General features: G+C 66.7%; 26 protein-coding genes. 13 read left to right on the forward strand and 13 right to left on the reverse strand.

The genetic code is table 11. The annotated features are described in order from the left end of the window. Positions 1-570, reverse strand: coding sequence for a hypothetical protein (locus AC6JAM_RS12650; protein ID WP_224084111.1), 570 nt, complete (start codon positions 568-570; stop codon positions 1-3). A gap of 5 nt (positions 571-575) precedes the next feature. Beyond that, entirely contained in the window at positions 576-965 is a 390-nt protein-coding gene (locus AC6JAM_RS12655; RefSeq protein ID WP_018768884.1) for a PLD nuclease N-terminal domain-containing protein, read from the reverse strand. 61 nt (positions 966-1,026) lie between these two features. Here AC6JAM_RS12655 and AC6JAM_RS12660 point away from each other — a divergent pair, with 61 nt between their 5' ends. After that, a complete protein-coding gene (locus tag AC6JAM_RS12660) occupies positions 1,027-1,341 on the forward strand; it encodes a DUF4229 domain-containing protein (protein ID WP_018768883.1) in 315 nt (104 codons plus the stop codon). On the opposite strand, the gene AC6JAM_RS12665 is transcribed toward AC6JAM_RS12660, so the two are convergent. The 5 genes from AC6JAM_RS12665 to AC6JAM_RS12685 form a co-directional block, all read right to left on the reverse strand. Next, positions 1,338-2,219 carry a 1,4-dihydroxy-2-naphthoate polyprenyltransferase gene (locus AC6JAM_RS12665; protein WP_026265707.1) on the reverse strand — a complete coding sequence of 294 codons (882 nt, stop codon included), beginning with the start codon at positions 2,217-2,219 and terminating at the stop codon, positions 1,338-1,340. The genes AC6JAM_RS12660 and AC6JAM_RS12665 overlap by 4 nt on opposite strands. 76 nt (positions 2,220-2,295) lie before the next feature. Continuing rightward, positions 2,296-3,489, reverse strand: a complete 1,194-nt coding sequence (locus tag AC6JAM_RS12670; protein ID WP_223992608.1) for an AMP-binding protein — start codon at positions 3,487-3,489, stop codon at positions 2,296-2,298. 12 nt (positions 3,490-3,501) lie between these two features. Next, the gene (locus AC6JAM_RS12675) at positions 3,502-4,455 is read right to left on the reverse strand and encodes a 1,4-dihydroxy-2-naphthoyl-CoA synthase (RefSeq protein ID WP_497934806.1); all 954 of its coding nucleotides are present in this window, start codon (positions 4,453-4,455) and stop codon (positions 3,502-3,504) included. A gap of 22 nt (positions 4,456-4,477) precedes the next feature. Beyond that, entirely contained in the window at positions 4,478-4,918 is a 441-nt protein-coding gene (locus AC6JAM_RS12680) for a VOC family protein (protein ID WP_056392678.1), read from the reverse strand. A 52-nt stretch (positions 4,919-4,970) separates the two neighbouring features. Next, positions 4,971-5,732 (reverse strand): CPBP family intramembrane glutamic endopeptidase, encoded by a 762-nt coding sequence (locus AC6JAM_RS12685; RefSeq protein WP_497934807.1) that lies wholly within the window; start codon positions 5,730-5,732, stop codon positions 4,971-4,973. A 166-nt stretch (positions 5,733-5,898) separates the two neighbouring features. Between AC6JAM_RS12685 and AC6JAM_RS12690 the strand changes: the two genes are divergently transcribed. From AC6JAM_RS12690 to AC6JAM_RS12705, 4 genes are all read left to right on the forward strand, one after another. Further along, positions 5,899-6,246, forward strand: coding sequence for a hypothetical protein (locus tag AC6JAM_RS12690; RefSeq protein ID WP_018768877.1), 348 nt, complete (start codon positions 5,899-5,901; stop codon positions 6,244-6,246). Next, on the forward strand, positions 6,246-8,792 hold the full coding sequence (nirB, locus tag AC6JAM_RS12695; RefSeq protein ID WP_497934810.1) for a nitrite reductase large subunit NirB: 2,547 nt from the start codon (positions 6,246-6,248) through the stop codon (positions 8,790-8,792). The genes AC6JAM_RS12690 and nirB overlap by 1 nt, the downstream gene beginning before the upstream one ends. Continuing rightward, entirely contained in the window at positions 8,789-9,124 is a 336-nt protein-coding gene (locus AC6JAM_RS12700) for a Rieske (2Fe-2S) protein (protein ID WP_497934811.1), read from the forward strand. Before nirB ends, AC6JAM_RS12700 begins: the two co-directional genes overlap by 4 nt. Positions 9,125-9,298: 174 nt before the next feature. Further along, a complete protein-coding gene (locus AC6JAM_RS12705) occupies positions 9,299-10,759 on the forward strand; it encodes an amino acid permease (RefSeq protein WP_497934812.1) in 1,461 nt (486 codons plus the stop codon). 200 nt (positions 10,760-10,959) lie between these two features. On the opposite strand, the gene AC6JAM_RS12710 is transcribed toward AC6JAM_RS12705, so the two are convergent. Continuing rightward, positions 10,960-11,205, reverse strand: coding sequence for a dienelactone hydrolase family protein (locus tag AC6JAM_RS12710; RefSeq protein ID WP_497934813.1), 246 nt, complete (start codon positions 11,203-11,205; stop codon positions 10,960-10,962). Positions 11,206-11,277: 72 nt separating this feature from the next. On the opposite strand from AC6JAM_RS12710, the gene AC6JAM_RS12715 reads away from it, so the two are divergent. Next, the gene (locus AC6JAM_RS12715; RefSeq protein WP_497934815.1) at positions 11,278-12,384 is read left to right on the forward strand and encodes a DNA polymerase IV; all 1,107 of its coding nucleotides are present in this window, start codon (positions 11,278-11,280) and stop codon (positions 12,382-12,384) included. Positions 12,385-12,429: 45 nt separating this feature from the next. Here the strand turns inward: AC6JAM_RS12715 and AC6JAM_RS12720 are convergent, their stop codons facing one another. Then, positions 12,430-12,606 carry a CsbD family protein gene (locus AC6JAM_RS12720; protein WP_018768872.1) on the reverse strand — a complete coding sequence of 59 codons (177 nt, stop codon included), beginning with the start codon at positions 12,604-12,606 and terminating at the stop codon, positions 12,430-12,432. Positions 12,607-12,735: 129 nt separating this feature from the next. On the opposite strand from AC6JAM_RS12720, the gene AC6JAM_RS12725 reads away from it, so the two are divergent. The 4 genes from AC6JAM_RS12725 (at position 12,736) to AC6JAM_RS12740 (ending at position 16,441) form a co-directional block, all read left to right on the forward strand. Beyond that, positions 12,736-13,410, forward strand: coding sequence for a pentapeptide repeat-containing protein (locus tag AC6JAM_RS12725; RefSeq protein WP_497934816.1), 675 nt, complete (start codon positions 12,736-12,738; stop codon positions 13,408-13,410). Positions 13,411-13,529: 119 nt separating this feature from the next. Further along, entirely contained in the window at positions 13,530-14,756 is a 1,227-nt protein-coding gene (locus AC6JAM_RS12730) for a thiolase family protein (RefSeq protein ID WP_026265702.1), read from the forward strand. Next, positions 14,756-15,565 (forward strand): enoyl-CoA hydratase/isomerase family protein, encoded by an 810-nt coding sequence (locus tag AC6JAM_RS12735; protein WP_497934818.1) that lies wholly within the window; start codon positions 14,756-14,758, stop codon positions 15,563-15,565. The genes AC6JAM_RS12730 and AC6JAM_RS12735 overlap by 1 nt, the downstream gene beginning before the upstream one ends. A 3-nt stretch (positions 15,566-15,568) precedes the next feature. After that, the gene (locus AC6JAM_RS12740; protein WP_018768868.1) at positions 15,569-16,441 is read left to right on the forward strand and encodes a 3-hydroxyacyl-CoA dehydrogenase family protein; all 873 of its coding nucleotides are present in this window, start codon (positions 15,569-15,571) and stop codon (positions 16,439-16,441) included. A 9-nt stretch (positions 16,442-16,450) separates the two neighbouring features. On the opposite strand, the gene AC6JAM_RS12745 is transcribed toward AC6JAM_RS12740, so the two are convergent. Then, positions 16,451-16,684: a DUF6480 family protein gene (locus AC6JAM_RS12745; RefSeq protein WP_018768867.1), complete on the reverse strand. Its 234-nt coding sequence runs from the start codon at positions 16,682-16,684 to the stop codon at positions 16,451-16,453. 74 nt (positions 16,685-16,758) lie between these two features. Between AC6JAM_RS12745 and AC6JAM_RS12750 the strand changes: the two genes are divergently transcribed. Then, a complete protein-coding gene (locus AC6JAM_RS12750) occupies positions 16,759-17,367 on the forward strand; it encodes a GNAT family N-acetyltransferase (protein WP_056392686.1) in 609 nt (202 codons plus the stop codon). 13 nt (positions 17,368-17,380) lie between these two features. Here AC6JAM_RS12750 and AC6JAM_RS12755 read toward each other — a convergent pair whose 3' ends face one another. Continuing rightward, positions 17,381-18,238 carry an SGNH/GDSL hydrolase family protein gene (locus AC6JAM_RS12755; protein WP_134164099.1) on the reverse strand — a complete coding sequence of 286 codons (858 nt, stop codon included), beginning with the start codon at positions 18,236-18,238 and terminating at the stop codon, positions 17,381-17,383. A 204-nt stretch (positions 18,239-18,442) separates the two neighbouring features. On the opposite strand from AC6JAM_RS12755, the gene AC6JAM_RS12760 reads away from it, so the two are divergent. Both AC6JAM_RS12760 and AC6JAM_RS12765 read left to right on the forward strand, forming a co-directional pair. Beyond that, positions 18,443-19,168 (forward strand): tyrosine-protein phosphatase, encoded by a 726-nt coding sequence (locus AC6JAM_RS12760; RefSeq protein ID WP_497934824.1) that lies wholly within the window; start codon positions 18,443-18,445, stop codon positions 19,166-19,168. A 90-nt stretch (positions 19,169-19,258) separates the two neighbouring features. Beyond that, positions 19,259-21,397 carry a S1 family peptidase gene (locus AC6JAM_RS12765; RefSeq protein ID WP_497934825.1) on the forward strand — a complete coding sequence of 713 codons (2,139 nt, stop codon included), beginning with the start codon at positions 19,259-19,261 and terminating at the stop codon, positions 21,395-21,397. Between the two features lie 51 nt (positions 21,398-21,448). Here the strand turns inward: AC6JAM_RS12765 and AC6JAM_RS12770 are convergent, their stop codons facing one another. Beyond that, positions 21,449-22,156, reverse strand: a complete 708-nt coding sequence (locus AC6JAM_RS12770; RefSeq protein ID WP_497934826.1) for a DUF4397 domain-containing protein — start codon at positions 22,154-22,156, stop codon at positions 21,449-21,451. A 104-nt stretch (positions 22,157-22,260) separates the two neighbouring features. Further along, complete coding sequence (locus tag AC6JAM_RS12775; RefSeq protein ID WP_051081334.1) at positions 22,261-22,704, reverse strand: PaaI family thioesterase; 444 nt, start codon at positions 22,702-22,704, stop codon at positions 22,261-22,263. Positions 22,705-22,771 lie beyond the last annotated feature (67 nt).

Raw genomic sequence — 22,771 nt, forward strand, 5'->3', positions numbered from 1 at the left:
TCAGGCCTGCGTGGCCTCCCGCTTCAGCCAGGAGCCGGCGGACGGCAGGAACAGAAGCACCAGCCCGGCGAGCGCCAGGAGCAGGCCGGCACCCCACAGCATCACCACGTAGCTGCCGTCGGCGCCGTTTGGGACCAGGAAGGCGGATGCCAGGAGGAGGACGGGAAGGTGGGCGGCCAGCAGCAGGACCAGGACCCAGCGGGCCCAGTTTTTGCGGCCCAGCGCCGCGGCCAGGACAGCAGCTTCAAGCACGGTGACCAGCAACAGGGCGCCGATGCTCCCCCAGAAGACGATCTCCGCCGCGGTCCCTACCGACCCGGCGTCGCTGCCCGCAGCCATGTCCGCCACTACGCCACGGAGCCGCTGCAGGTTGGAATCCCGGGCCACGAAGCATCCCAGCAGGACGGCCAGGCCCGCCACGAAGCTCAAGATCCAGAGCGTGCGGGCCGTCCGGACAACTTGGGGTACCGGGGGAGTGACGGGGATGGGCGGCGGCGCGGAGTAGGACAGGCCGGGCCTCGGTGGGGGAGCCGGCACGCGCCGCTCTTCTCCGCCGGGTTGGAACGCCATAAGCGTTATTTCAGTCCGTCGGTATCGTGTTCATCGGTGCCGCGCTGGCCTTTGCCGCCGTCCTCCTTGGCTTTTGCGTCCAGCTCGTCCCGGAGTTTCTTGAGGCGCTCCGTTTCGGCCTGCTTGCGGCGCCGTGCCTCAAGGTTGCGGAGGAAGTCCGGGTCATCGTCCGGAGCCACGGGATGCGGGTAGCTGGGCCGGGGCTGCTCAGTACCGCGCGGCCTGCCAATCAGCAGCCACAGGATGGCTCCCAGGACGGGCAGGACAATCTGGACGATGATCCAGGCCGGTTTGGAAATCCCGCGGGTCAGTCGGCCCTCAGTGCGAATCACGTCCACCAGGCCATACACGAAGATGACGAGGACTGCGACGGCCAAAGCCACACGGAAGAGCATGCCATTAAGTCTATCGTCAGGACGCGCAGGGGCCGCTGGCGGAGGCGGCTAAACTTGAATAGTGGCCTTTTTGAAATATTCCCTGATCCGGCTGGCAATCTTCGTGCCCCTGTTTGCCCTGTTCGCGCTTCTGCAGGTGGGGGTGCTGATGTCCGTGATCTGCGCCGCGCTCATTGCCTTTGCCATCAGCTACCTGTTCTTCCAGAAGCAGCGCGACGCTGCCGCCGCGGCCCTGCAGCACCGCTTCTCCGGGAAGGCCAAGCCGCTGCGCTCCGCCGGCGAAGTCCAGGACGCCAACGCCGAGGACGCCCTGCTGGACGCCAACCCGGACATCACCATCAACAACGCCAAGGGCAGCAACAACAACAAGCGCTAGAACCCGTGGCTGAGGATCAGCCCCAGTGAGAACAGCACGCTGTAGCCAAGGTTGATCAGGCCGGTCTGCTTCAGGACCGGGATCAGGCTTTTGCGCTTGCGCCCGTTGATCATCAGCCAGGCCGGCATCAGGCAGGCCGGAATGAGCAGCAGCACGATCAGGATCCACGGCCGGCCCGGTGCCAGGATCACCACCAGCAGGATAGCGACGGCGAGCATCAGCACGTAGCTTTCCCGCGCATGCTTGTCGCCCAGCCGCACCGCCAGGGTCTTCTTGCCGGCCTGCATGTCGGTGGGGATGTCCCGGACGTTGTTGGCCATGAGCAGCGCCGTGGCGATCAGGCCGGTGCCGATCGCTCCGATGACCGCGGACAGGCTGATGTGGCCCGCCTGCGTGTAGGTGGTGCCCAGGGTGGCCACCAGGCCGAAGAAGACGAAGACGAACAGGTCGCCCAGGCCCATGTAGCCGTAGGGGTTCTTGCCGCCGGTGTAGCCCCAGGCGGCCATCACACAGCCGAGCCCCACCAGGATCAGCCACCAGGCCTGGGTGAGGACCACCAGGACCAGGCCGAACACCATGGCCAGGGCGAACGTTCCCAGCGCCGCCCACTTGACGTGTTCAGGCTTGGCGGCGCCCGAGCCCACCAGCCGCAGCGGACCCACGCGGTCGTCGTCGGTCCCGCGGATGCCGTCCGAGTAGTCGTTGGCATAGTTCACGCCCACTTGGAGCAGGAGCGCCACCAGAGCCGCAAGGATGGCGTTGGGCAGGAGGAACGAGTCCATTTCGTAGGCGGCGGCGGTGCCGATCAGCACTGGCGCGATCGCTGCCGGCAGCGTCCGGAGTCGGGCGCCTTGGATCCATTGGGCGGCTGTTGCCACGGTTAGTACCTCGTGTTGTTTCGGTAAGACGGCAGGATGGAACGTGCGCACCCGCCGCGGTGGTGCAGGTCCAACTCTACTTTCCCCCGTGCAGGGCGCTGAGTTCGGCGGTCATGGCGAGCCGGTCCGGTTTGCCGTTGGGCAGCATCCGCAGGGCCGGTGCGGTGAGGACGGTCTTGGGCGCCAGGACGCCCAGTTGCTGCTGCCACAGTTGTTGGAGCACGACGGCGGCGTCCCCGGCTTCCTGCCCGGACGCGCCTTCGGGGGTTAGCGCCACGTAGGCGGCCACGGCCTGCCCCCACTCCGCGGACGGCACACCGGCCACGAAAGCCGCGGCGACGGCGTCGGATTGTTCCAGCTGCTCCTGGACGTGACCGGCGGAGACCTTCACGCCGCCGGTGATGATGACGTCGTCGGCCCGGCCCAGCACGGTGAGCCGGCCGTCGTCGTCAATGGAGCCCAGGTCGCTGGTGCGGTACCAGCGCACGCCGTCCTCCTCGAAGAACGTCCCGGTTTCCTCGTCCGGCGCCTCGATGTAGCCTGCGGCCACCGTGTCCCCGCCCAGCAGGATCCGGCCGTCCTCCGCCACGCGGACCGAGACGCCTTCCAGGGGGTAGCCGTCGTAGACGCAGCCGCCGGAGGTCTCGGCGGAACCGTAGGTGGTGATGACCCTGGCCCCGGCGTCCCGGGCGGCTGCCAGCAGGGCCGGCGGGGCCGGGGCGCCGCCCAGCAGGATGGCATTGAAGCGGCGCAGCACGGCGAGCGTGTCCGGTGACGGGTGGTCCAGGAGCCGCTGCAGCTGGGTGGGAACAAGGGAGGTGAACCGGATTTTGTCCGTCAGTTCCAGCGCGGCGGCCGTGAACGCCTCTGGGGTGAAGCCGCCGGACATGTCCATGACCCAGGGCCGGGTGCCGGCGAACAGGGAGCGCACCAGCACCTGGATGCCGGCCACGAACTGGACGGGCAGCGCCAGCAGCCACTGGCCTTCGCCCTTGAGCCGCAGGGCGGTGGCCATGGAGGAGGCCGCCAGGGATTCCACGGTCAGCACTGTTGCCTTGGGTGTGCCGGTGGAACCTGACGTGCGGACCACGGCTACGGCGTCGTCGCAGCCCGGCGTCTCCACGTGGCCCACGACCAGGCTGCCGTCCGGGCCCAGGGACAGTTCGACGGCGGGGCCCTCACCATGGAGGGCGGCCGCGAGGGCTTTCAGGGCGGGTTCGATATTCAGTGGCCCGGTGGGGACGGGCGCCGGTGTTGCTTCGCTGTTCATTGCCGTCCTGCCTTAGAAGTAGTGCGGGAAGCGTGACCAGTCGGGGTCGCGTTTTTGCAGGAAGGCCTCCTTGCCCTCCACGGCTTCATCCGTCATGTACGCCAGGCGGGTGGCTTCGCCGGCGAACACCTGCTGGCCGGCCAGGCCGTCGTCCGCGAGGTTGAAGGCGAACTTCAGCATGCGGATGGCCTGCGGGGACTGGCGGGCGATGTCCACGGCGTACTCCAGCGCCACTTCCTCGAGCCGCGCGTGGTCCACGGCCTCATTCACTGCACCCATGCGAACCATGTCCTCTGCGGAATATTCGCGGGCCAGGAAGAAGATCTCCCGGGCTGTCTTTTGCCCCACCTGGCGGGCCAGCAGCGCGGAGCCGTAGCCGGCGTCGAAACTTCCCACGGTGGCGTCTGTCTGCTTGAACTTGCCGTGCTGCCGGGAGGCGATGGTGAGGTCGCTGACCACGTGCAGTGAATGTCCGCCGCCGGCGGCCCAGCCGTTGACCACCGCGATGACCACCTTGGGCATGGTGCGCATGAGCCGCTGGACTTCCAGGATGTGGAGCCGGCCGGCGCGGGCGGGGTCGATGGTTTCCTGCGTCTCGCCGTCGGCGTACCGGTAGCCGTCCCGGCCCCGGATCCGCTGGTCGCCGCCGGAGCAGAAGGAGTGGCCGCCGTCCTTGGGGGAGGGGCCGTTGCCGGTGAGGAGCACGGTGGCCACGTCGGGGGTCATCCGGGCGTGGTCCATGGCGCGGTAGAGCTCGTCCACGGTACCCGGCCGGAACGCGTTGCGGACCTCGGGCCGGTTGAATGCGATGCGGACCGTGGGCAGGTCACGCACCCAGCCGCCGTCGGAATCCCGCTCCACCTGCCGGTGGTAGGTCATGTCCTGGAAGTCCTCGAAGCCGGAGACCACCCGCCAGCGCGTGGGATCGAAGACGTCGGACACCGGGGCGGGGATCTGGTTGCTCACCGTCCAAGTCTAGTAATCGGCATCAGCTGATGCAGAACTCGTTGCCCTCGGGGTCCGCCATGGTGTGCCAGGAATGGGGCCCCTGCCGCGCCGACCACAGGAAGGAGGCGCCGCGGGCCTCAAGCTCGCGCCGCACTTCGTCCTTGTCCCGGCCGTCCAGCCTGACGTCCCAGTGCACCCGGTTCTTCACCGTCTTTCCCTCCGGGACCGACTGGAACAGCATGCGCCGCGCAGGCGCCTTGGCCTCGATCTCCTCCGGCGGCCGGATGGCAGCGCCGTCCTTCCACACCAGGTTCCCGCGGTGCGTCATGGTCTGGTCCTCCGTGGCGAAGCCCTGGTCGACCATGGAGCGGATGAACCCGGCGTCCTGCGGTTCCACGGCCCACTGCAGGGTTTCCGCCCACCAGTCGGCGAGCTCGTGCGGCCTGGCGGAATCAATGACTATCTGGATATTCAGTCCCATCCGTCCACCGTAGAGGCGCCCGGGGCGGTGCGGAAGATGTTGTGGAGCGGGCCTATGCCTGGATGTTCTGCATCTGCTCGAAGAGTTCCGGCGGGATGGCGTAGACCAGGATTACCGCCAGCAGGTTCTTGGCGGCGTGCACGAAGTAGGAGAACATCACGTTCTTCCCCGTCCACACGTAAACGAACACCAGCGTGGCGCCCATGGCCAGGTAGGGGAGCAGTGCGGTGAGAGTGATCGCTTCCTGCCCCACGATGTGGAGCGCTGCGAACAGCAGCACGGACAGGGCACAGCAGATCCAGATGTTGAGGCGCCTGCTGAGCTTGCCGATCAGCAGGTGGCGGAAGATGTATTCCTCCACGAACGGGCCCACCACCACCAGCAGCGGAACCATGAGCCACGCGGGAACCTGCTGCATGAGCGCCTGCAGGCCTGCCTGGTTCGCGGAGGTCTCCACCTGCCCGTTGGCGGCCACCACAATTGCGGTGAGGATCATCATGGCGATCACGGCCGCCGACACCATCAGCAGCGTGAACCAGGGCCGGGTTGCCAGGACCTTGAGGTCCCGGACCACCACATTGCGGGCGGCCAGCAGCGCCAGTATTCCCACCGAGGCATAGAACAGCAGGTTCACGGCGTAGGTGGCGGCGGCGGGGGACGGTGCGATCTGCCGGACGAAGGGAACCACCAGATCGCCGGCAACCGCGAAGAACCCTGCGATGGCAACGTAGAGGCACAGCGTGGCCAGGTCCATGGGGGAGAAGCGGTACAGCTGGGGCTGTGGCGCGGGCGGTACGCGGTGGACTGTTGCCATGCTTTCAGCCTATCCCCCAACCAGGCAGCAGCAGGTGCCGGTATCCGGGCTGACGGAACGGTGAGAATCGCGTAAAGCAGTCTTTACCGGGGGACCGGCGGCCGGAAACATCGGCGGCGGAAGATGGGCCCATGCCCGTCTTTCCGCCGGCCGAAAGGATCTGTCCGTGATCACCAAGAACCTTTTCCTGCAAGGCATTTACCACTTCCAGGGCGTGGGAATGGAGAAGCCCGTCCCCCTGCACAGCGAACTCTCGCACTACGTCCCGGACGGGGTGATCAACCAGGCGCTGTACTTCCGCGGCGGCAACTCAAGCAGCGAACTGATCGCCGTGGTGCTCATGCGCAACGGCGTTCCGATGCGGTACTTCCCCATCGGAGCCAGGAACGAGGTCCATGTTCCGCTGCGCGTGGTGGAGGACATCGACGGCGGCTCGGTGATTGAGCTGTACCTGGCGGCGCCCGAGGGAGTCCACGGATCCGTGGTGATCGACCTGGGGATGGTGGAACACTGATGGGCAGCATGGCGGAGCAGACGCAAACCGGGGCGCAAGCCGCAGCCCGACCCAGGCCCCGGTCCCGCGCAGGGGACAGTCGCCGGCGCCTCGTGGTCATCGGCAACGGCATGGCCGGCGCCCGGGCGGTCGAGGAGATCCTGGCCCGGGGCGGTGCGGAGCAGTTCAGCATCACCATGTTCGGGGACGAGCCGTACGGAAACTACAACCGGATCATGCTCAGCCACGTCCTTTCGGGCGAGGAGAGCGACGCGGACATCTTCCTCAACCCCCTGTCCTGGTACCAGGACAACGGGATCACGCTGCACGCGGGCGTCCGGGCGGACAGGATCGACCGGTTCGCCAAGCACGTGTTTTCCAGCGACGGCCGGGTGACGCCCTACGACACGCTGATCATCGCCACGGGAAGCCGCTCCCACCTTCCTCCCCTGGACGGCCTTCACACCCCCGGCGGGTCGGTGAAACAGGGCGTCTTCGGCTTCCGCACCATCGATGACACCCGCAAAATGGCTGCCCACGCACAGCAGGAACATCACCGGCACGCCGTGGTGATCGGCGGGGGCCTGCTGGGGCTGGAGGCCGCTGCCGGGCTGCGCAGCTTCGGGCTGGGCGTGGACGTGGTCCACTCCGGCGGCCACCTGATGAGCGCACAGATGGGGCCCGACGGCGGTGCGGTGCTCCGCCGGAGCGTTGAGGCCCTGGGCATTGGGGTGCTGACCGGCTGCCGGACCACGGCCGTCCTTGGCAGGGACAGGGTGACCGGCGTCAGCCTCCGCGGCCGGCCGGACATTGAGTGCGACATGGTGGTGGTGGCGGCCGGGATCCGTCCCAACGTGGACCTGGCTGTCCTCAGCGGGCTCCCGGTGGAGCGGGCCATTGTGGTGGATGACAGCCTGCGGGTCCAGGACGAGGACGACATCTACGCGGTGGGGGAGTGCGTCCAGCACCGCGGTGAGGTGTACGGGCTGGTGGCCCCGCTGTGGGAGCAGGCGGTGGTGCTGGCCAACCATGTGACGGGGACGGACACGGGCGCCGCGTACCTGGGCTCGCGCACGGCCACCAAACTGAAGGTGGCCGGCGTCGAGGTGGCTTCCATGGGCCTGCACGGGCCGGAACTTGAGACGGACGAACACATCGTCTTTTCCGAGCCCAGCCGCGGGGTCTTCAAGTCCATCGTGGTGCGGGACAACAAGATGGTGGGCGCCACGCTGCTGGGGGACAGCCGCAAGGTGGCCTACCTGACCCAGGCGTTCGACCGCGGGCTTCCGTTGCCCGAGGAACGGCTCGGGCTGATGTTCGATCTTGGCACGCCCGGGGAGGAGACCGGAGTCGCGGAGCTCGACGGCGAAGCACAGGTCTGCAACTGCAACGGCGTCAGCAAGAAGGACCTGGTGGGCGCGGTGAAGAGCGGCTGCACCTCGGTGTCCGGGGCCATGGACGCCACCCGTGCCGGCAAAGGGTGCGGCTCCTGCAAGCTCCTGGTGCGGCAGGTGGTGGAGTGGGCGGCCGACGGAGCGGTGGAAGAGGATCCCGCTGCCGGCTACTACGTTCCCGGCATCCCCCTGGACAAGCAGGCCCTGATGGCAGAAATCCGGGCACGCGGCCTGCGGTCGGTTTCGGCCGTGTTCCAGGCGCTGGCGCCGGGCGGCGCCGAGGATGCAAAGTCGAAGATGGGGCTCGCTTCGCTGCTCAAGATGATGCTGGGGGACCGGTACATCGACGAACGCGACGCCCGCTTCATCAACGACAGGGTCCACGCCAACATCCAGCGGGACGGCACCTTTTCCGTGGTGCCCCAGATGAAGGGCGGCGTGACGTCGGTCCAGCAGCTGCGCCGGATCGCAGATGTTGCGGAGAAGCACAACGTCCCGCTGATCAAGCTCACCGGGGGGCAGCGCATCGACCTGCTGGGGATCCGCAAGGAGGACCTGCCGCAGGTGTGGGCGGACCTGGACATGCCTTCCGGCTATGCCTACGGCAAGAGCTTCCGCACCGTGAAAACCTGCGTGGGAAAGGACTTTTGCCGCTACGGCACCGGCGACTCCACCAAATTGGGCATCGAGATCGAATCCCGCTTCCAGGGCCTCGAGGCGCCCGCCAAACTCAAGCTCGCAGTCTCTGGGTGTCCCCGGAACTGCGCCGAATCGCTGGTGAAGGATGTGGGCGTGGTGGCGGTGGAGGGCGGCCGCTGGGAGATCTATGTAGGGGGAGCCGCCGGTGCCCACATCCGCAAGGGAGACCTGCTGGCCACGGTGGACGATCCGGAAGAGGTGAAGGTCCTCACCGGCCGTTTCATGCAGTACTACCGCGAACAGGCCAACTGGCTGGAACGGACCTATGCCTTCGTCCCGCGCGTGGGCATCGAGCACCTGCGGGCCGTGATTGTGCAGGACGCAGAGGGGATCGCCGGACGGCTTGACGAGGCGATGCAGGCCTCCGTGGACAGCTACGTTGATCCGTGGCAGGAACGCGATGACCCGCGAACGCCCGGCCAGTTCAGGACTGCGCTGCCCCTGACCGTCCTCCCTCAGGTGCCGGTCCGATGAGCGGTGCAGGAACAGGTGCCGGTGCCCATGTCCTGGGACCGGTGGACCAGATTCCGCTGGGCGAGGGAAGGGCCTTCGGAGTCGGGAGCGAACTGGTGGCCGTCTTCCGGCTGCGGGACGGTTCGTTGCGCGCGGTCTCCGGGGTCTGCCCCCACCGCGGCGGCCCTGTTGCGGACGGCACCGTGGACCGGCAGGTGGTGATTTGTCCGCTGCACCAGCACGCGTTCGACCTCACGTCGGGATGCTCCACCACCGGAGCGGAACCCTTGCGGACCTACCGGATTTCCCTGGATGCGGAGCAGAATCTGGTGCTGGAGACGGCTGCGATGTAGTGCGCGTCACGTACCACTCCGGACTGTCTTGTAGGATGGTCAGGTCGCGTGAAGCTTCGGCAGTTCGACGATCCGCCCACACATGTGCAGGTTCAACGGCCCACAGGCCGAATTTTGTGAGCTTGATCATACGAAGTCCGGATGCGGCCAACCCCCAACCCACAAGGAATCGTTGTGCCTCAAAGTACCCCCACAGATCTCGAGAACCGCACGGCCCCATCCGTCGCCGTCGACTCATCCCTCAGCGCCGAGGGCTACAGCAAGACGCTGGGCCGGCGCCACGTCACCATGATTGCCATGGGCGGCGCCATCGGCGTCGGCCTGTTCATGGGAGCCGGCGGCCGCCTCGCCTCCACCGGCCCGGCCCTGATCTTCTCCTACGCCATCGCCGGTGTCATCGCCTACCTGCTCATGCGGGCCCTGGGCGAACTCATCATGTACCGCCAGACCTCCGGCTCCCTGGTGAGCTACTCCGGTGAGATGTTCGGCCAAAAGGGCGCCTACCTGTCCGGCTGGATGTACTTCATCAACTGGGGCATGACCGGCATCGCCGAGCTCATCGCCATCGGCCTGTACTTCCAGTACTTCTTCCCCAATGTCCCCGTGGAAGCCTCGGCCATCGCCGCCCTGGCGCTCCTGGTGGCCGTCAACCTGCTGAGCGTCAAAGCGTTCGGCGAGTTCGAATTCTGGGCCTCCTGCCTCAAGGTCGGCGCAATCGTCATCTTCCTGGCCGTGGGCACCTTCATGGTGGTCACCAACGCCAAGGTGGGCGACGGCCATGCGTCCGTGTCGAACCTCTTCGCGGCCGAGGGCGGCATGTTCCCCAAGGGCGCGCTGGTGATGGTCCTGGTCCTCAATGCCGTCATCTTCGCCTACAACGGCATCGAACTGGTGGGCGTCACCGCCGGCGAGATGGAAAAGCCGGAACGCGAAGTGCCCAAGGCGATCCGCGCCGTCGTGCTGCGCATTGTGGTGTTCTACGTAGGGTCCGTCCTGCTTCTGGCCATGCTGCTGCCGTCCGACCAGTACAAGGCCGGCACGTCCCCGTTCGTGACCGTCTTCGGCCAGATGGGCCTGGGCTGGGTGGGCGACGTCATGAACATGATCGTCATCACCGCCGCCCTCTCCTCCTGCAACTCCGGGCTGTACTCCATCGGCCGGGTCTTCCGCACCATGGCCAACAACGGCCACGCCCCGCAGTGGCTCACCAAAATGTCCAAGCGGCACGTCCCGTATGCAGCCATCCTGGCCATCGCCGCGTTCTACCTCGTGGGCATCCTGCTGAACATCTGGCTGGGCGGCTCGCACGCGTTTGACCTGGCGCTCAACAGTGCCTCCATCGGCGTGATCTTCTGCTGGGGCTCCATCTTCGCCAGCCAGATCGTGCTGCGGCGCCGCAAGGGCGTCACTTCCACCCTGCCCATGCCCGGCTCGCCGTGGACCAGCTGGGCGGGCATGCTGGGCCTGCTCGCCATCACCGTGCTGATCGGGTTCGACACCATGACCAGCAAGGACGGCGAGGTGTTCTACTTGGGCCTGTGGACCCTGGCCACCATTCCGTTCTTCGCGCTGGTCCTGTGGCTGGGCTGGCAGAAGGTCAAGAACAACCAGCCCAAGAGCCAGCTCTTCAGCTAGCCCTTCCGGCCCCAGCAGCACGGACGACGGCGGGACTCCCCTTGGCGGGAGACCGCCGTCGTCCGCGTTTGGGCCACTTGGCCTCGCTCCGTCCAGCCAGGCGGCCCGTCAGCCGCGAAGGTACCTGGCGAAGTGGTCCTCAATGCGCTGCCAGGCTTCGGGCGAGGACTCCGGGTCCGGTCCCACGCCCATGACGCGCATCAAGGGCCGGAGGAGGACCGGACCCAGCTCTTCATCATTGAGGAAGGCGTGGCCGGCGGTAGGGAATTCCTTGACGCTGGCAGCCTGTCCGCGTGCCGGCGGGTCTGGTCATCCAGGCCGAACACCTCGTGGATCATGACGACGGCGGGAAAAGGGCCTTGGCCTTCAGGTACCGCCAGATAGCCGCGCAGGCCGGAGGAGCCGCCCGCGGCGGCGCTCCCTGGGCCCAGGTCAACGATGGTCATCGGCCAAGGCTAACCGGCCGCCCCGGGGAAATCCCGCCTTTTGCGTTCCAGCCCTGAAGGGATGCGGGAAAGATGGCCTGCGGCGCCCGGCCGGGGCAGACTGGGCATGTGAGCGAACCATGGGTGCTGCATGTGGACCTGGACCAGTTCATCGCTGCCGTCGAGGTGCTCCGCCGGCCGGAGCTTGCGGGCAAGCCGGTGATCGTGGGCGGCCGCGGTGATCCCACCGAGCGGGCGGTGGTGTCCACGGCGTCCTACGAGGCCAGGGCCTACGGCGTGGGCTCCGGCATGCCGCTGCGCATCGCCGCGCGGAAAGTGCCGGACGCGGTCATCCTTCCCGTGGACCACGAGGCGTACCTGGAGGCGTCGGAGAAGGTCATGGCAGTGCTGCGCTCGCAGCCCGGGGCAACGGTGCAGGTGCTCGGCTGGGATGAGGCGTTCGTTGGCGTCGAGACGACGGATCCGGAGGCCTGCGCCCGGCAAATCCAGCAGGCCGTCCTGGCGGAAACGCGCCTCCACTGCAGCATCGGGATTGGCGACACCCTGGTCCGTGCCAAGGTTGCCACCGGATTTGGCAAGCCCGCCGGCATCTTCCGGCTGACGGAAGGCAACTGGCTTGACGTCATGGGGGGCCGTCCCACGATTGAGCTGTGGGGCATTGGTGCAAAGGTCTCCCAGCGCCTGGCCAAGCTGGGCATCAAGACTGTCGAGGCGCTCGCAGCCGCGGACCCCGGTGACCTGGTCCCCGAGTTCGGTCCCAAGATGGGTCCCTGGTACGCCCAGCTTGGGCGGGGCGACGGCGCGCGGGTGGTCGACGATACTCCCTGGGTGGCCCGGGGGCACAGCAGGGAGACCACCTTCCAGCGCGACCTGACGGATGCGGCGGAAATTGACGACGCCGTTAGGGAGTTGGCCGCGCGGGTGCTGGCGGATGTTGCTGCCGAGGGGCGGCCGGTGATTGGCCTGACGTTGAAGGTGCGGTACGCCCCGTTCAGCACCACGACCTACGGACGGAAGATCCCCGCGACGTCCGATCCGGGCGAAGTACTGGCCCAGACCTTCGACCTCCTGGCGAAGATCGAGCCGGGCCGGCCCATCCGGTTGCTCGGCCTCCGGGCCGAGATGACCATGCCCGAGGATTCGCGAAAGGGGCACACGCCCACCCGCAGTGGATGGTGAGGGCTGGTGCAGCACGCCGTTTGCTGCGGCCGCACCAGCAAGGAACTAGTCCCGCTTGAACTCGTCCTTCACACTCTCGCCGACCTTCTTGGCATCGGCTTTGACCTGGTCGGCCTGGCCCTCTGCCTTCAGCCGGTCATTGTCGGTCGCGGTTCCTGCAGCTTCCTTGGCCTTGCCGCCAAGGTCCTCTGCCGCGTTACTGATCTTGTCTCCGAGGCCCATGGTTCCGGCCTCCTTTCGTTTCCGTCGATCAACCGTGCTCTCTCACAATATGCAAAGCTTGCTTACTATTTCAAGCCCCTGGCCCTGGGCGTGCTGTCCCTTGTCGGTGCCGGCCGTTAGGCTCGGGCCATGGATAAAGTGCGAGGCAAGGGGGTGGCCAAAGTGGCGCCGCCCCGGCTCTCCCCGGTGGAACTGCAGGGTCTTGAGGACCGCCCGGACCTCGAGTTCCGGCGTGGCGGGAGGCATGAGAACGCCCGGTTCAGCCGTCCCGCCGCCGACGGCCTGGACCTGGGCGGTGCCGTCTTTTCCGAGTGCGCCTTCGAGGCCGCGTCCTTCAATGAGACCCAGCTGCGCGGTGCCTCGTTCCGCGACTGCATCCTGGCCGAACTGTATGCGCCCGTCTTCCGGGGCGCGCGGAGCACCTGGCAGGAGGTGGAGTTCCGCAATCCGCGCCTGGGCTCTGCCGAGCTCTATGAAAGCGGCTGGCGGTCCGTCCGGATCGACGGCGGCAAGCTGGACTTCCTCAACCTCCGCGGCGCCAAGCTCACGGATGTGCTGATCACCGGCTGCATCATCAACGAACTTGACCTTGGTGCCGCCGTGGCAACCCGCGTGAAGCTTGTGGACTGCACGGTGGGATCGCTGGACCTGGCTGGAGCCAAGCTGAAGGACTTTGACCTCAGGGGCACGGAATTCCGCAAAATCAGTGGACTCGGCAGCCTGGCCGGCATGGTGATTGACGATTACCAGCTGGGACTCCTCGCGCCACTCCTTGCCGCCCACCTGGGGGTGACAGTCCTGTAACTGGATGCGCATGCACAGCATCGCCGTGTACCATTTACAGAACGAACGGTCGGTAAGTGGAGGATTCCGCTGTGCCGGCCGCCGATGACAGTGCTGTTTATCGCGTGAAGGGTGTTTCCATGGCTGCAACCGCAGGTCCGCAGGCTTTCCTTGTTGGCGGGGTCCGAACGCCCGTGGGCAGGTACGGAGGCGCGCTGTCCGCCGTGCGCCCGGACGACCTCGCCGCCCTGGTGCTCCGCGAGGCCGTGGAACGCGCCGGCCTGGATCCCGAGAGCATTGACGAAGTAATTCTCGGCAACGCGAACGGCGCGGGGGAGGAGAACCGGAACGTGGCCCGGATGGCCACCCTGCTTGCCGGGCTGCCGCTGCACATCCCGGGCATAACGGTCAACCGGCTCTGTGCCTCCGGCCTGAGCGCCATCATCCAGGCCAGCCATATGATCAAGGCCGGCGCCGCGGACATCGTGATTGCCGGCGGGGTTGAGTCCATGAGCCGGGCACCCTGGGTGCAGGAGAAGCCCACCGCCGCCTTCGCCAAGCCGGGCCAGATCTTTGACACCTCCATCGGCTGGCGGTTCACCAACCCCCACTTCCAGCACGGCGGGCTGTCCCGCGACGGCAAGATGACCTACTCCATGCCTGAAACGGCAGAGGAAGTGGCCAGGGTGGATGGCATCTCCCGCGAGGACGCCGATGCATTCGCCGTCCGCTCGCACCAGCTTGCCCTGGACGCCATCGAAGCCGGCCGCTTCAAGGACGAGATCGTTCCCGTGACCGTCAAGACACGCAAATCCGAAACGGTGGTGGATACGGACGAAGGCCCGCGCCCCGGCACCAGCATGGACGTTCTTGCAGCGCTGAAGCCGGTGGCGCACGGCGGATCCGTGGTGACGGCCGGGAACTCCTCGTCCCTCAACGACGGCGCCTCGGCGATCATTGTGGCGTCGGAGGCAGCCATCGAGCGGTTGGGCCTGACACCCCGGGCGCGCATCATCGACGGCGCGTCTGCCGGCTGTGAACCCGAGATCATGGGCATTGGTCCTGTCCCCGCAACCCAGAAAGTACTCAAGCGCAGCGGCCTGGGCGTCGGTGACCTGTCCGCCGTCGAACTTAATGAAGCCTTTGCCACGCAGTCCCTGGCCTGCATCCGGCGCCTGGGGCTGGAGCCGGAAATCGTGAACCGCGACGGCGGAGCCATCGCCCTGGGGCACCCGCTTGGTTCCAGCGGCTCACGGATTGCCATCACCCTGCTGGGACGGATGGAGCGTGAGGACGCCCGAATCGGCCTTGCCACCATGTGCGTGGGCGTCGGCCAGGGCACCGCCCTGCTGCTGGAGAAAATCTGATGGCGGCCTGGGTGGACTTGGCGGCGGAAGAGTTCACCGCCCTTTTGGTGGAGGAGCGGGACGACCGCGTGGTGGTGCTGCTCAACCGGCCCGAGGTGAAGAACGCAATTGACCAGCAGATGGTGGATGAGCTCCATGTTGTCTGCACAGCGCTGGAACAGAACCCCAAGGTGCTGATCATTGCCGGCGTGGAGGGTGTCTTCGCCTCCGGCGCGGACATCGCGCAGCTTCGCGAAAGGCGTCGGGACGATGCCCTGCAGGGGATCAACTCCACCATCTTCGTCCGGATCGCCAAGCTGCCCATGCCGGTCATTGCCGCACTGGACGGTTACTGCCTGGGCGGCGGGGCGGAGCTTGCCTACGCTGCGGACTTCCGGATCGGCACCCCCAACGTGCGGATCGGCAACCCGGAAACCGGGCTGGGAATCCTTGCCGCGGCCGGTGCCAGCTGGCGGTTGAAGGAGCTGGTGGGCGAACCGATGGCCAAGCAGATCCTGCTGGCCGGCTTTATCCTCGGCGCCGATGAGGCCAAAGCGGCCAACCTCATCACCGAAATCCACGATCCCGCGGAGCTTTTGGATGCAGCCCACGGCCTGGCCAACAGGATCGGGCGGCAGGACCCGCTGGCCGTCCGCATTACCAAATCCGTGTTCCACGCCCCTGCCGAGGCGCATCCGCTGATCGACCAGCTGGCCCAGGGCATCCTGTTCGAATCCCAGGCCAAGTTCGACCGGATGCAGGCGTTCCTGGACCGGAACGCAGCCAAGAAGGCCAACGCCGCCTCCGCCAATCCAGCCGACGGAAAGTAGACCATGAGCAACATTGAAGTCCCCGCCAACCTTCCCACTTACGTGGGAGTGCTGGGCGGCGGCCGCATGGGCGCCGGTATTGCCCACGCTTTCCTGATTAAGGGCGCCGACGTGCTGGTGGTGGAGCGCGACGACGTCTCCGCCCAGGCCGCCCGGGAACGGGTGGAGTCTGCGGCCGCGAAGAGCATTGAGCGCGGCGGTGTGGACGCCAACTTCGAAGAGCTGGTGTCGCGGCTCACCGTCAGCACCGACTACGACTCTTTTGCAGGCCGTCAGCTGGTGGTGGAAGCCGTCCCCGAAGACTGGGACCTCAAGGTGACGGCGCTGCGCGGGATCGAGGAACGGCTGACGGAGGATGCCTGCATCGCGTCCAACACCTCGTCGCTGTCCGTCAACGGCCTGGCCCGTGAACTGAAGCGGCCGGAGAACTTCCTGGGCCTTCACTTCTTCAACCCCGTGCCGGCCTCCACCCTCATTGAGGTGGTGCTGGGTGAGCGCACGTCTCCCGAACTTGCCGCCGCGGCGAAAACGTGGGTGGAGGCACTCGGCAAGACCGCCGTCGTCGTCAATGATGCCCCGGGGTTCGCGTCATCCCGGCTTGGCGTGGCCATCGCCCTCGAAGCCATGCGGATGGTGGAGGAAGGCGTGGCGTCCGCTGAGGACATCGACGCCGCGATGGTGCTCGGCTACAAACATCCCACCGGACCGCTCAGGACCACGGACATCGTGGGCCTGGATGTGCGGCTGGGCATCGCCGAATACCTGCACTCCACCCTGGGCGAGCGGTTCGCGCCGCCGCAGATCCTCAAGGACAAGGTGGCCCGCGGTGAACTGGGTCGCAAGACGGGCAAGGGCTTTTTCGACTGGCCCAGCTAGAGACGCTGCCTAGTCGAAGAAGCCCACAATGTAGCCGATGAAGTACAGGAGGCACAGCAGGACCACGACGCCGATAACGGCGATCCACAGGAACTGCGTGCCCTTCCCGGGCCCGCGCTCCTCATGGCCCTGCGGGCCGACGGTGGATGCTTCCCCCGGCGGAGTTTCGCCCGGCGGAACCCCGCCGCCCGGCTCGAGGCCGGTGATCTTGTCGTCCTCGGGATCCGGGTTGGTTCCTGACACAGTAACTCCCTCGCTCGACGCCGTGGTGCTGCCCCCAAGCGTAACCCGCCTACCGGCGGCCCTAGGCTGGTGCAGTGACTTTCCTTGAACCCCTTACCCTGACCGGCCGCTACGTAATCCTGGAGCCGCTCGCGGAGGAGCACCACGACGGCCTGGTGGATGCGGCCAGTGACGGCGAGCTGTGGAAGCTTTGGTACACGTCGGTCCCGGCTCCGGACGCCATGGCGGCAGAGATCCGGCGCCGCCTGTCCCTGCAGGAGCAGGGATCAATGCTCCCCTTCACCACCCGTATGATCGACGCCGCCAGCGGCGGGCCGGGCCGCATCATCGGCATGACCACCTACATGAACATCGACCCCGCCACGCCGCGCGTGGAGATCGGCTCCACCTGGAACGCCGCCTCCGCGCAGGGCACCGGCACCAACCCGGACTCCAAGCTCCTGCTGCTTCGGCACGCCTTCGAGGTGGTCGGTTGCCCGGCCGTGGAGTTCCGCACCCACTGGCTGAACCACCAGTCGCGGGAGGCCATCGCCCGGTTGGGCGCAAAGCAGGATGGCGTGCTGCGCAGCCACTCACGGACCAGCGACGGGAACCTGCGGGACACCGTGGTGTTCTCCATCCTGGACCATGAATGGCCTGCCGTCCGTGCCGGGCTTGAGTACCGGCTGGCCCGGCGGACGTAGTGGTTTGGCCTGATTACTGCACGGCCAACGGCGCCGAACTAATGGCGCTCCTCACCGCTGACGCATAAGCCCGGTGTCCGGCGGCGTTTGGGTGAAAGTTGTAGTCGGCAGCGAAGTTGTTTGGGTCCAGTCGAAGCCACGGATCCAGGGAGTTGGCGGCATGCCCTGCGAACCGTGCCGTGACGTCGACGTAGCGGGCGTTGGTGCCGTAAAGGCCATTAGCGGTGTCCACGGCACCGGAAATGGTGCCGTTGACCGTCAGCGTGGCCTGGTTGATCAGCATTTGGTTGGTAACGGGAATGGGAGCGAAAGCGCTCGACGGCTCGAAGAGCAGCGGATAACCCAGCACTACGATCCTGGCGTTTGGGGCTGCTTGATGAATAGCGGAGTATGCCTGCACCAGGCCTGTCGTCAGGAAGGCGAGTGCTGCCGGCGATGTGGCCTGCGCAATTGCGGCCTGGCACGCCGTATCCCCATAGAAGGCGCACACACCCAAAACCCGGGAGAAGCCCAAATCGTTGGCTCCGGCCGTGATGGAAACGAGTTCGGTATCAGGGCTGAGCTTGCCGGAGCTTACAAGGCCCTGGAGCTGCTCCTGGACGGTGGGCGTGTAGACAACAGGATCGTAGGTGGGGCTGGCCGTCGACAGGACGGCTCCATGGCAGGCGGCATTCTCCACAAGGTCAACACGGCCGATCTTCGCCACGATGTCCACGTAGCCCGGATGGCTCTGCCAACAGGACACGCCGGCAGGGCGGAGGGCTGCGCCCGCCCCTGTTCCAGCGGTATAGGAATCTCCCAACGCGACATAGTCGATTGGGGGAGGCGCTGCCTGCGCCGGAATGGCCGCAAGGCCCAACGCCATGGCCATGCTGGCAAGGCCGGCCGCTATAGCCGGGAGTCGGCGTCGTAGTACAGCATTTCCCACTGGGGTCCCCTTTGAACATCAGTCACATGAAGTAGCTAGTGCCCGCAACAGTATTGCCCAGCGGGTGGAAGCCAGGAGGCCTTTGTACCCTTCCCTGTTGTGACCTTTTGTGCTGCAGCATTCAGGAGCTTGTGGTTAGCTGTGCGGATGAGTGAGCGTGGCAGGCCCATGGACTGGGACGGAGCTGTCAACGCGTGGCACGTTTCCGGGGGCATCTACCGGATGGGCCGGCGTGAATGGCTGACCGGGGCGGGATGGAAGCAGGTGTTCGACGACGGCGTCCGCACGGTGGTGGATCTCCGTAACACCGCTGAGGGGCGGCGCCGGGACAACGACCCGGTGGTGCCGGAGGAGGCGTGGACGGGGATCGACATGGTGCAGGCACCCACGGAGGATCCGGATGACCCGCGCTTCACCGCGATTACCGGACCCTACCTGAATGATCCCGCGCATTACGCCGCGAATGCCCGTTTTTTCCCCGAGAAGCTGGTGGGCGTCTTCCGGAGCATCGCCCTGGCCGCGCCCAAGGGGAACGTCCTGCTGCATTGTGCCGCAGGCCGGGACCGCAGCGGGCTGGTGGCCGCCATGGTCCAGGACCTCGCGGGGGACTCCGACGACGCGATCGCCGAACGGTACCGGCGGGCTGCCCGCGGCATCAACGAGCGCTACCGCACGCACGGTCCGCCGCACAGCCGGGAACGCTGCCTGCCCGAATCGGAACTGGCTCCGCTGCTGGAGCAACGCGGGCTGGCGGTGGTCGCGTTTGTCCGCGGCCTGGACACCCGGAGCTATTTGCTGGCGAACGGATTGAGCCCTGCGGAATTGGATGCCGCTTCCGGCCTTGCACGCCAAAAGGATACTCTTGTGACTTGAGTGACAGGTGTGGTTGCTGTGACCTGTGCGACCGCGCCGTCATCCCAGCGCGTGTATACGCAGATGCGGACGAGCGGAACGGCGATCCCAATGAAAAGAATTACTGCCACAGGAACGGTAGCCGGCGTGGCACTGGCCTTGGGCCTCGCTGCCGGGCCCGCTGCGGCCTTCCCGGCACCCGCCGGCTCCGAAAACCCGTCGCCGGCTCCGGGAACCTCCGCAGGGACGTTCACGTCTTCCGGTGCAACACCAGGCGCGGGCACAACCACCCTGTCAGAGGCAGCGCTGGACGATGCGGTGCAGCGGGACCTCATGCTGACTCCCCAGCAGTTCGAGGCCGCGGGCGAGTTGGGTGCGCAGGCGGCTGCCGCGGCTGTTCAGTTGCGCCAGGTCCCGGGCTACGCAGGAATCCGGATCGACGGCCGCACCATCATCGTGACCGGATCCGGCGATGCGCTTGGGAGGGCGGTTGCCGCCCTTGCCGGCAATACATTCCCCATGTTGCTCGAAGCACCCGCGGCGGAGCCGCCCACGGCCGCGCCGGCTCCCTCACCCTCGACGGCTGCGGACGGCTCCAGGGCACAACTGGCAGTGAACACGGAGCAGCTGTTCCAGGCATACCTCCGCGACGTCGGCCCGCAGGGTTTGCAGGCCGTCATGTCCGCGGGGGGAAAATTCGTGATCCGAACCGGCGGAATCAACACGCCGGAGGCGCTTTCCGCCGTTTCCCCCGCAGCCGGGGCAGACGCAGCCGGCAAGAGCACCGGCAAGGTTTCCCCTGAACAGTTTGTGTCCCGTTACGCCAACGTGGAGCTCGACGGCGGGACTCCGCTGAAGCCCGAGGCGGACGTTCCCGGCGGCATTGGATACCAGACGGACATCGGCTTCGTCTGTTCCACAGGCTTCTCGGCATTCGACCCCGCCGGGCTTCCCACCGTCCTGACTGCCGGCCACTGCGCATCGGATGGTGCCGCCAAGACAGCAACCCTGGAATTCCAGGGGGTACCGGCCGGGCCCCTGGGAAAGTTCGGCTTCAGCCAGTTCGGTGGCCCGGGCAACTCACCGGTTCTTGATCCCAGTACGCCTTCAGGCCCTGATTACACCGCCATCACAGACCCCGGGAATGTCGGAACGGACATATCTGTCATCCAGTCACTAAGACAGGACATCGATCCGCTTCCTGCTGCCAGTACCTGGGGCGACCCTTCAGCGCCCGGGCCGGACGTGAAGATCATTGGTTCGGCGGACCCGGTGGTTGGGATGCCTGTTTGCCGGTCCGGCAGATCCTCAGGCTGGTCCTGCGGAACCGTCGACGCAGTGGGGATCTTCCTGGTGCCAGGACCTGACTATGAGAAGAACGCCAACGACATCCGGGCCTTTGATGGATTTCTGTCCTACGGAGTACAGTCCAGCGGCGGCGACTCCGGCGGACCATACCTCAGTGGGAACTACGCCCTGGGCACCCACTCCGCGGGGGATACGCCGGATGCGAATGGCAATGTGGTGCAGAATTTTGCTGTCGCAGCAACCCTGCGGGACAGCCTGGCTGTGCTGCCCGGCTACCAGCTGGAAGTGTTCCTCAACAAGCCTGCCATCACGGCACCAGCGCCCGGCGAAACCTACAAGCCCGGCCAGGTCCTTTCCGGCCAGGTTCCTGCCGCGCCCGCTTCGGCCGTCGCTGCCGGGTCCAGCGTCAGGATCACAATCCAGGGGAAGGACCCGTTCGACGTGCCCGTGGACGCGGCCGGAAAGTGGAGTTTCACGGCTCCGCAGGGTGCGGACACGCTACGGTTCACCGCTGAGACGGTCAATGGGTTCAGCCGGTCCGGGGTCAGCAGTTTCGAGTTCGCGGCCGCCACAACGGGACCGCCGACTCCAACGCCAAGCCCGACGCCGACTGCGCCGACAGCGAGCAATCCAGTGCCAAGCAGCCCTGCCCCTGCTCCAACCACACCTGCTCCCATCGCCCCTGCCCCCGCCGACCCGTCGCCTGCCCTGCCGACTGAAACTCCCGCCGTCGTACCTCCGCCGGCGGCCAGCCCGACTCCCAGCGCCCCACCTGCTGACCTTGCCAGCACCGGTGGACACGATGATCGTGGCGCCGGCGGCCTGGCCAACACCGGAGCGTCCGGATTGATTACCGCAGCGGCCTGGGCGGCGGGAGCCCTCGCCGTCGGAATCCTGCTCATGGTCCTTGTCCGCCGGCGGAACAGGCGTGCATCACGGTAACCGGACCCGGGCCTGCCCGCAGCCATAGCGCTGTGGATGGTAACTGCGTGGTTAGTCGTGCTCGTCGCACTTCTCCTTGCCGCCAACCACCTGGACGGCCAGTTTCAAGGTGTTGTCGGCCAGGCTTCCCCACGCGTAGACGATGGTGTTCTTCCCGGCTTCGACGTTGATGTCCGCTGGGCCGATCACGGGATCGGTGGTTCCGGCCGCGGCTACCGCTTCTGAAATGGTCCCGGCCTTCAGCTTCAGGGTGGCCTCGTCCGGGTTGCGGAGGTCCTCGATCACTGCCGATCCGCCGGCCAGCACATCCACGGCGGGGGCTGCGGCCACGTGCCGGACCGTCAGCTTGCCCTTCTTGTCGTTGCGGGGCGCCTTGGTGTCGTTCGTGAACAGCGATGCGGTGGGTGCCCCATCAGCGCTGAGGTGCGCCACGGCAGTGTAGTTGCGGCCCTCGTCGAGTTCCACGTCGACCGGCCCGATCACCGGGTTCTCCGCACTGGTGGCATCCGATGCCGTGACGGCGATCCGGTAGTCGCCGGCAGCCAATTCCAGCGGGCCGGCCAGGGTCCCTGGTGTGAAGTCATCGAGGGTGAGCTCGCCGTTCACCCACACGTCGACGGTCAGGCCGGGAACCCCATGCAGGACGGACAGCAGGGCGGGATCGTCATGGTGGTGCCGGCCGCCTGCCTGGGCGGGGGCGGCGAAAGCCAGCGAAGCGGCAAGGGAAAGCGCTCCAGCGGCGTAGGTCATTTTGCGCATGTCGAACTCCTTGAGGGAAGCCCGGTAGCCGGGCAGAGGATGCTTACGCGCTTACTACCGCCGCAACACCGTCCCTGGATGCACGGCCCGGCATCTTTTTTAAGTCAGCTTTTTCTTTTCATCAGCAGGTTGGTGATGCGCAGGGTGCACAGCCGCTGGCCCGCCTCGTTGGTGATCAGCACCTCGTGCGTGGCCAGGGTGCCGCCCAGGTGGATGGGGGTGGCGGTGATGGTGATCTGGCCTTCGCGTGCGGAGCGGTGGTGTGTGGCGGAAACGTCCACGCCCACCGCCGTCTTGCCCATGGTGCTGGCGTGGATGACGGCAGCCCAGGATCCCACGGCCTCGCCCACGGCAAGGGAGGCGCCGCCGTGCAGCAGTCCGAAGGATTGCCTGTTGCCCTCCACCGGCATGGTGGCCACCACGCGTTCAACGGACTCCTCCAGGATCTTCACGCCCATCTTTTCGTCCAGCTCGCCGAGCGTGATCTTCCACAGCTCGTGCGCATCGGGCTGGTTCCCGGCAGCATCCATGGGGGTTGGGGCGCTCATACGTTCTCCTTTGGGTGGCCGAATTCAGTCCCGGCCTTCTAGTGTGCAGCACGGCACTTCATGTATG

Source organism: Arthrobacter sp. GmRoot5-12, assembly GCF_059739365.1.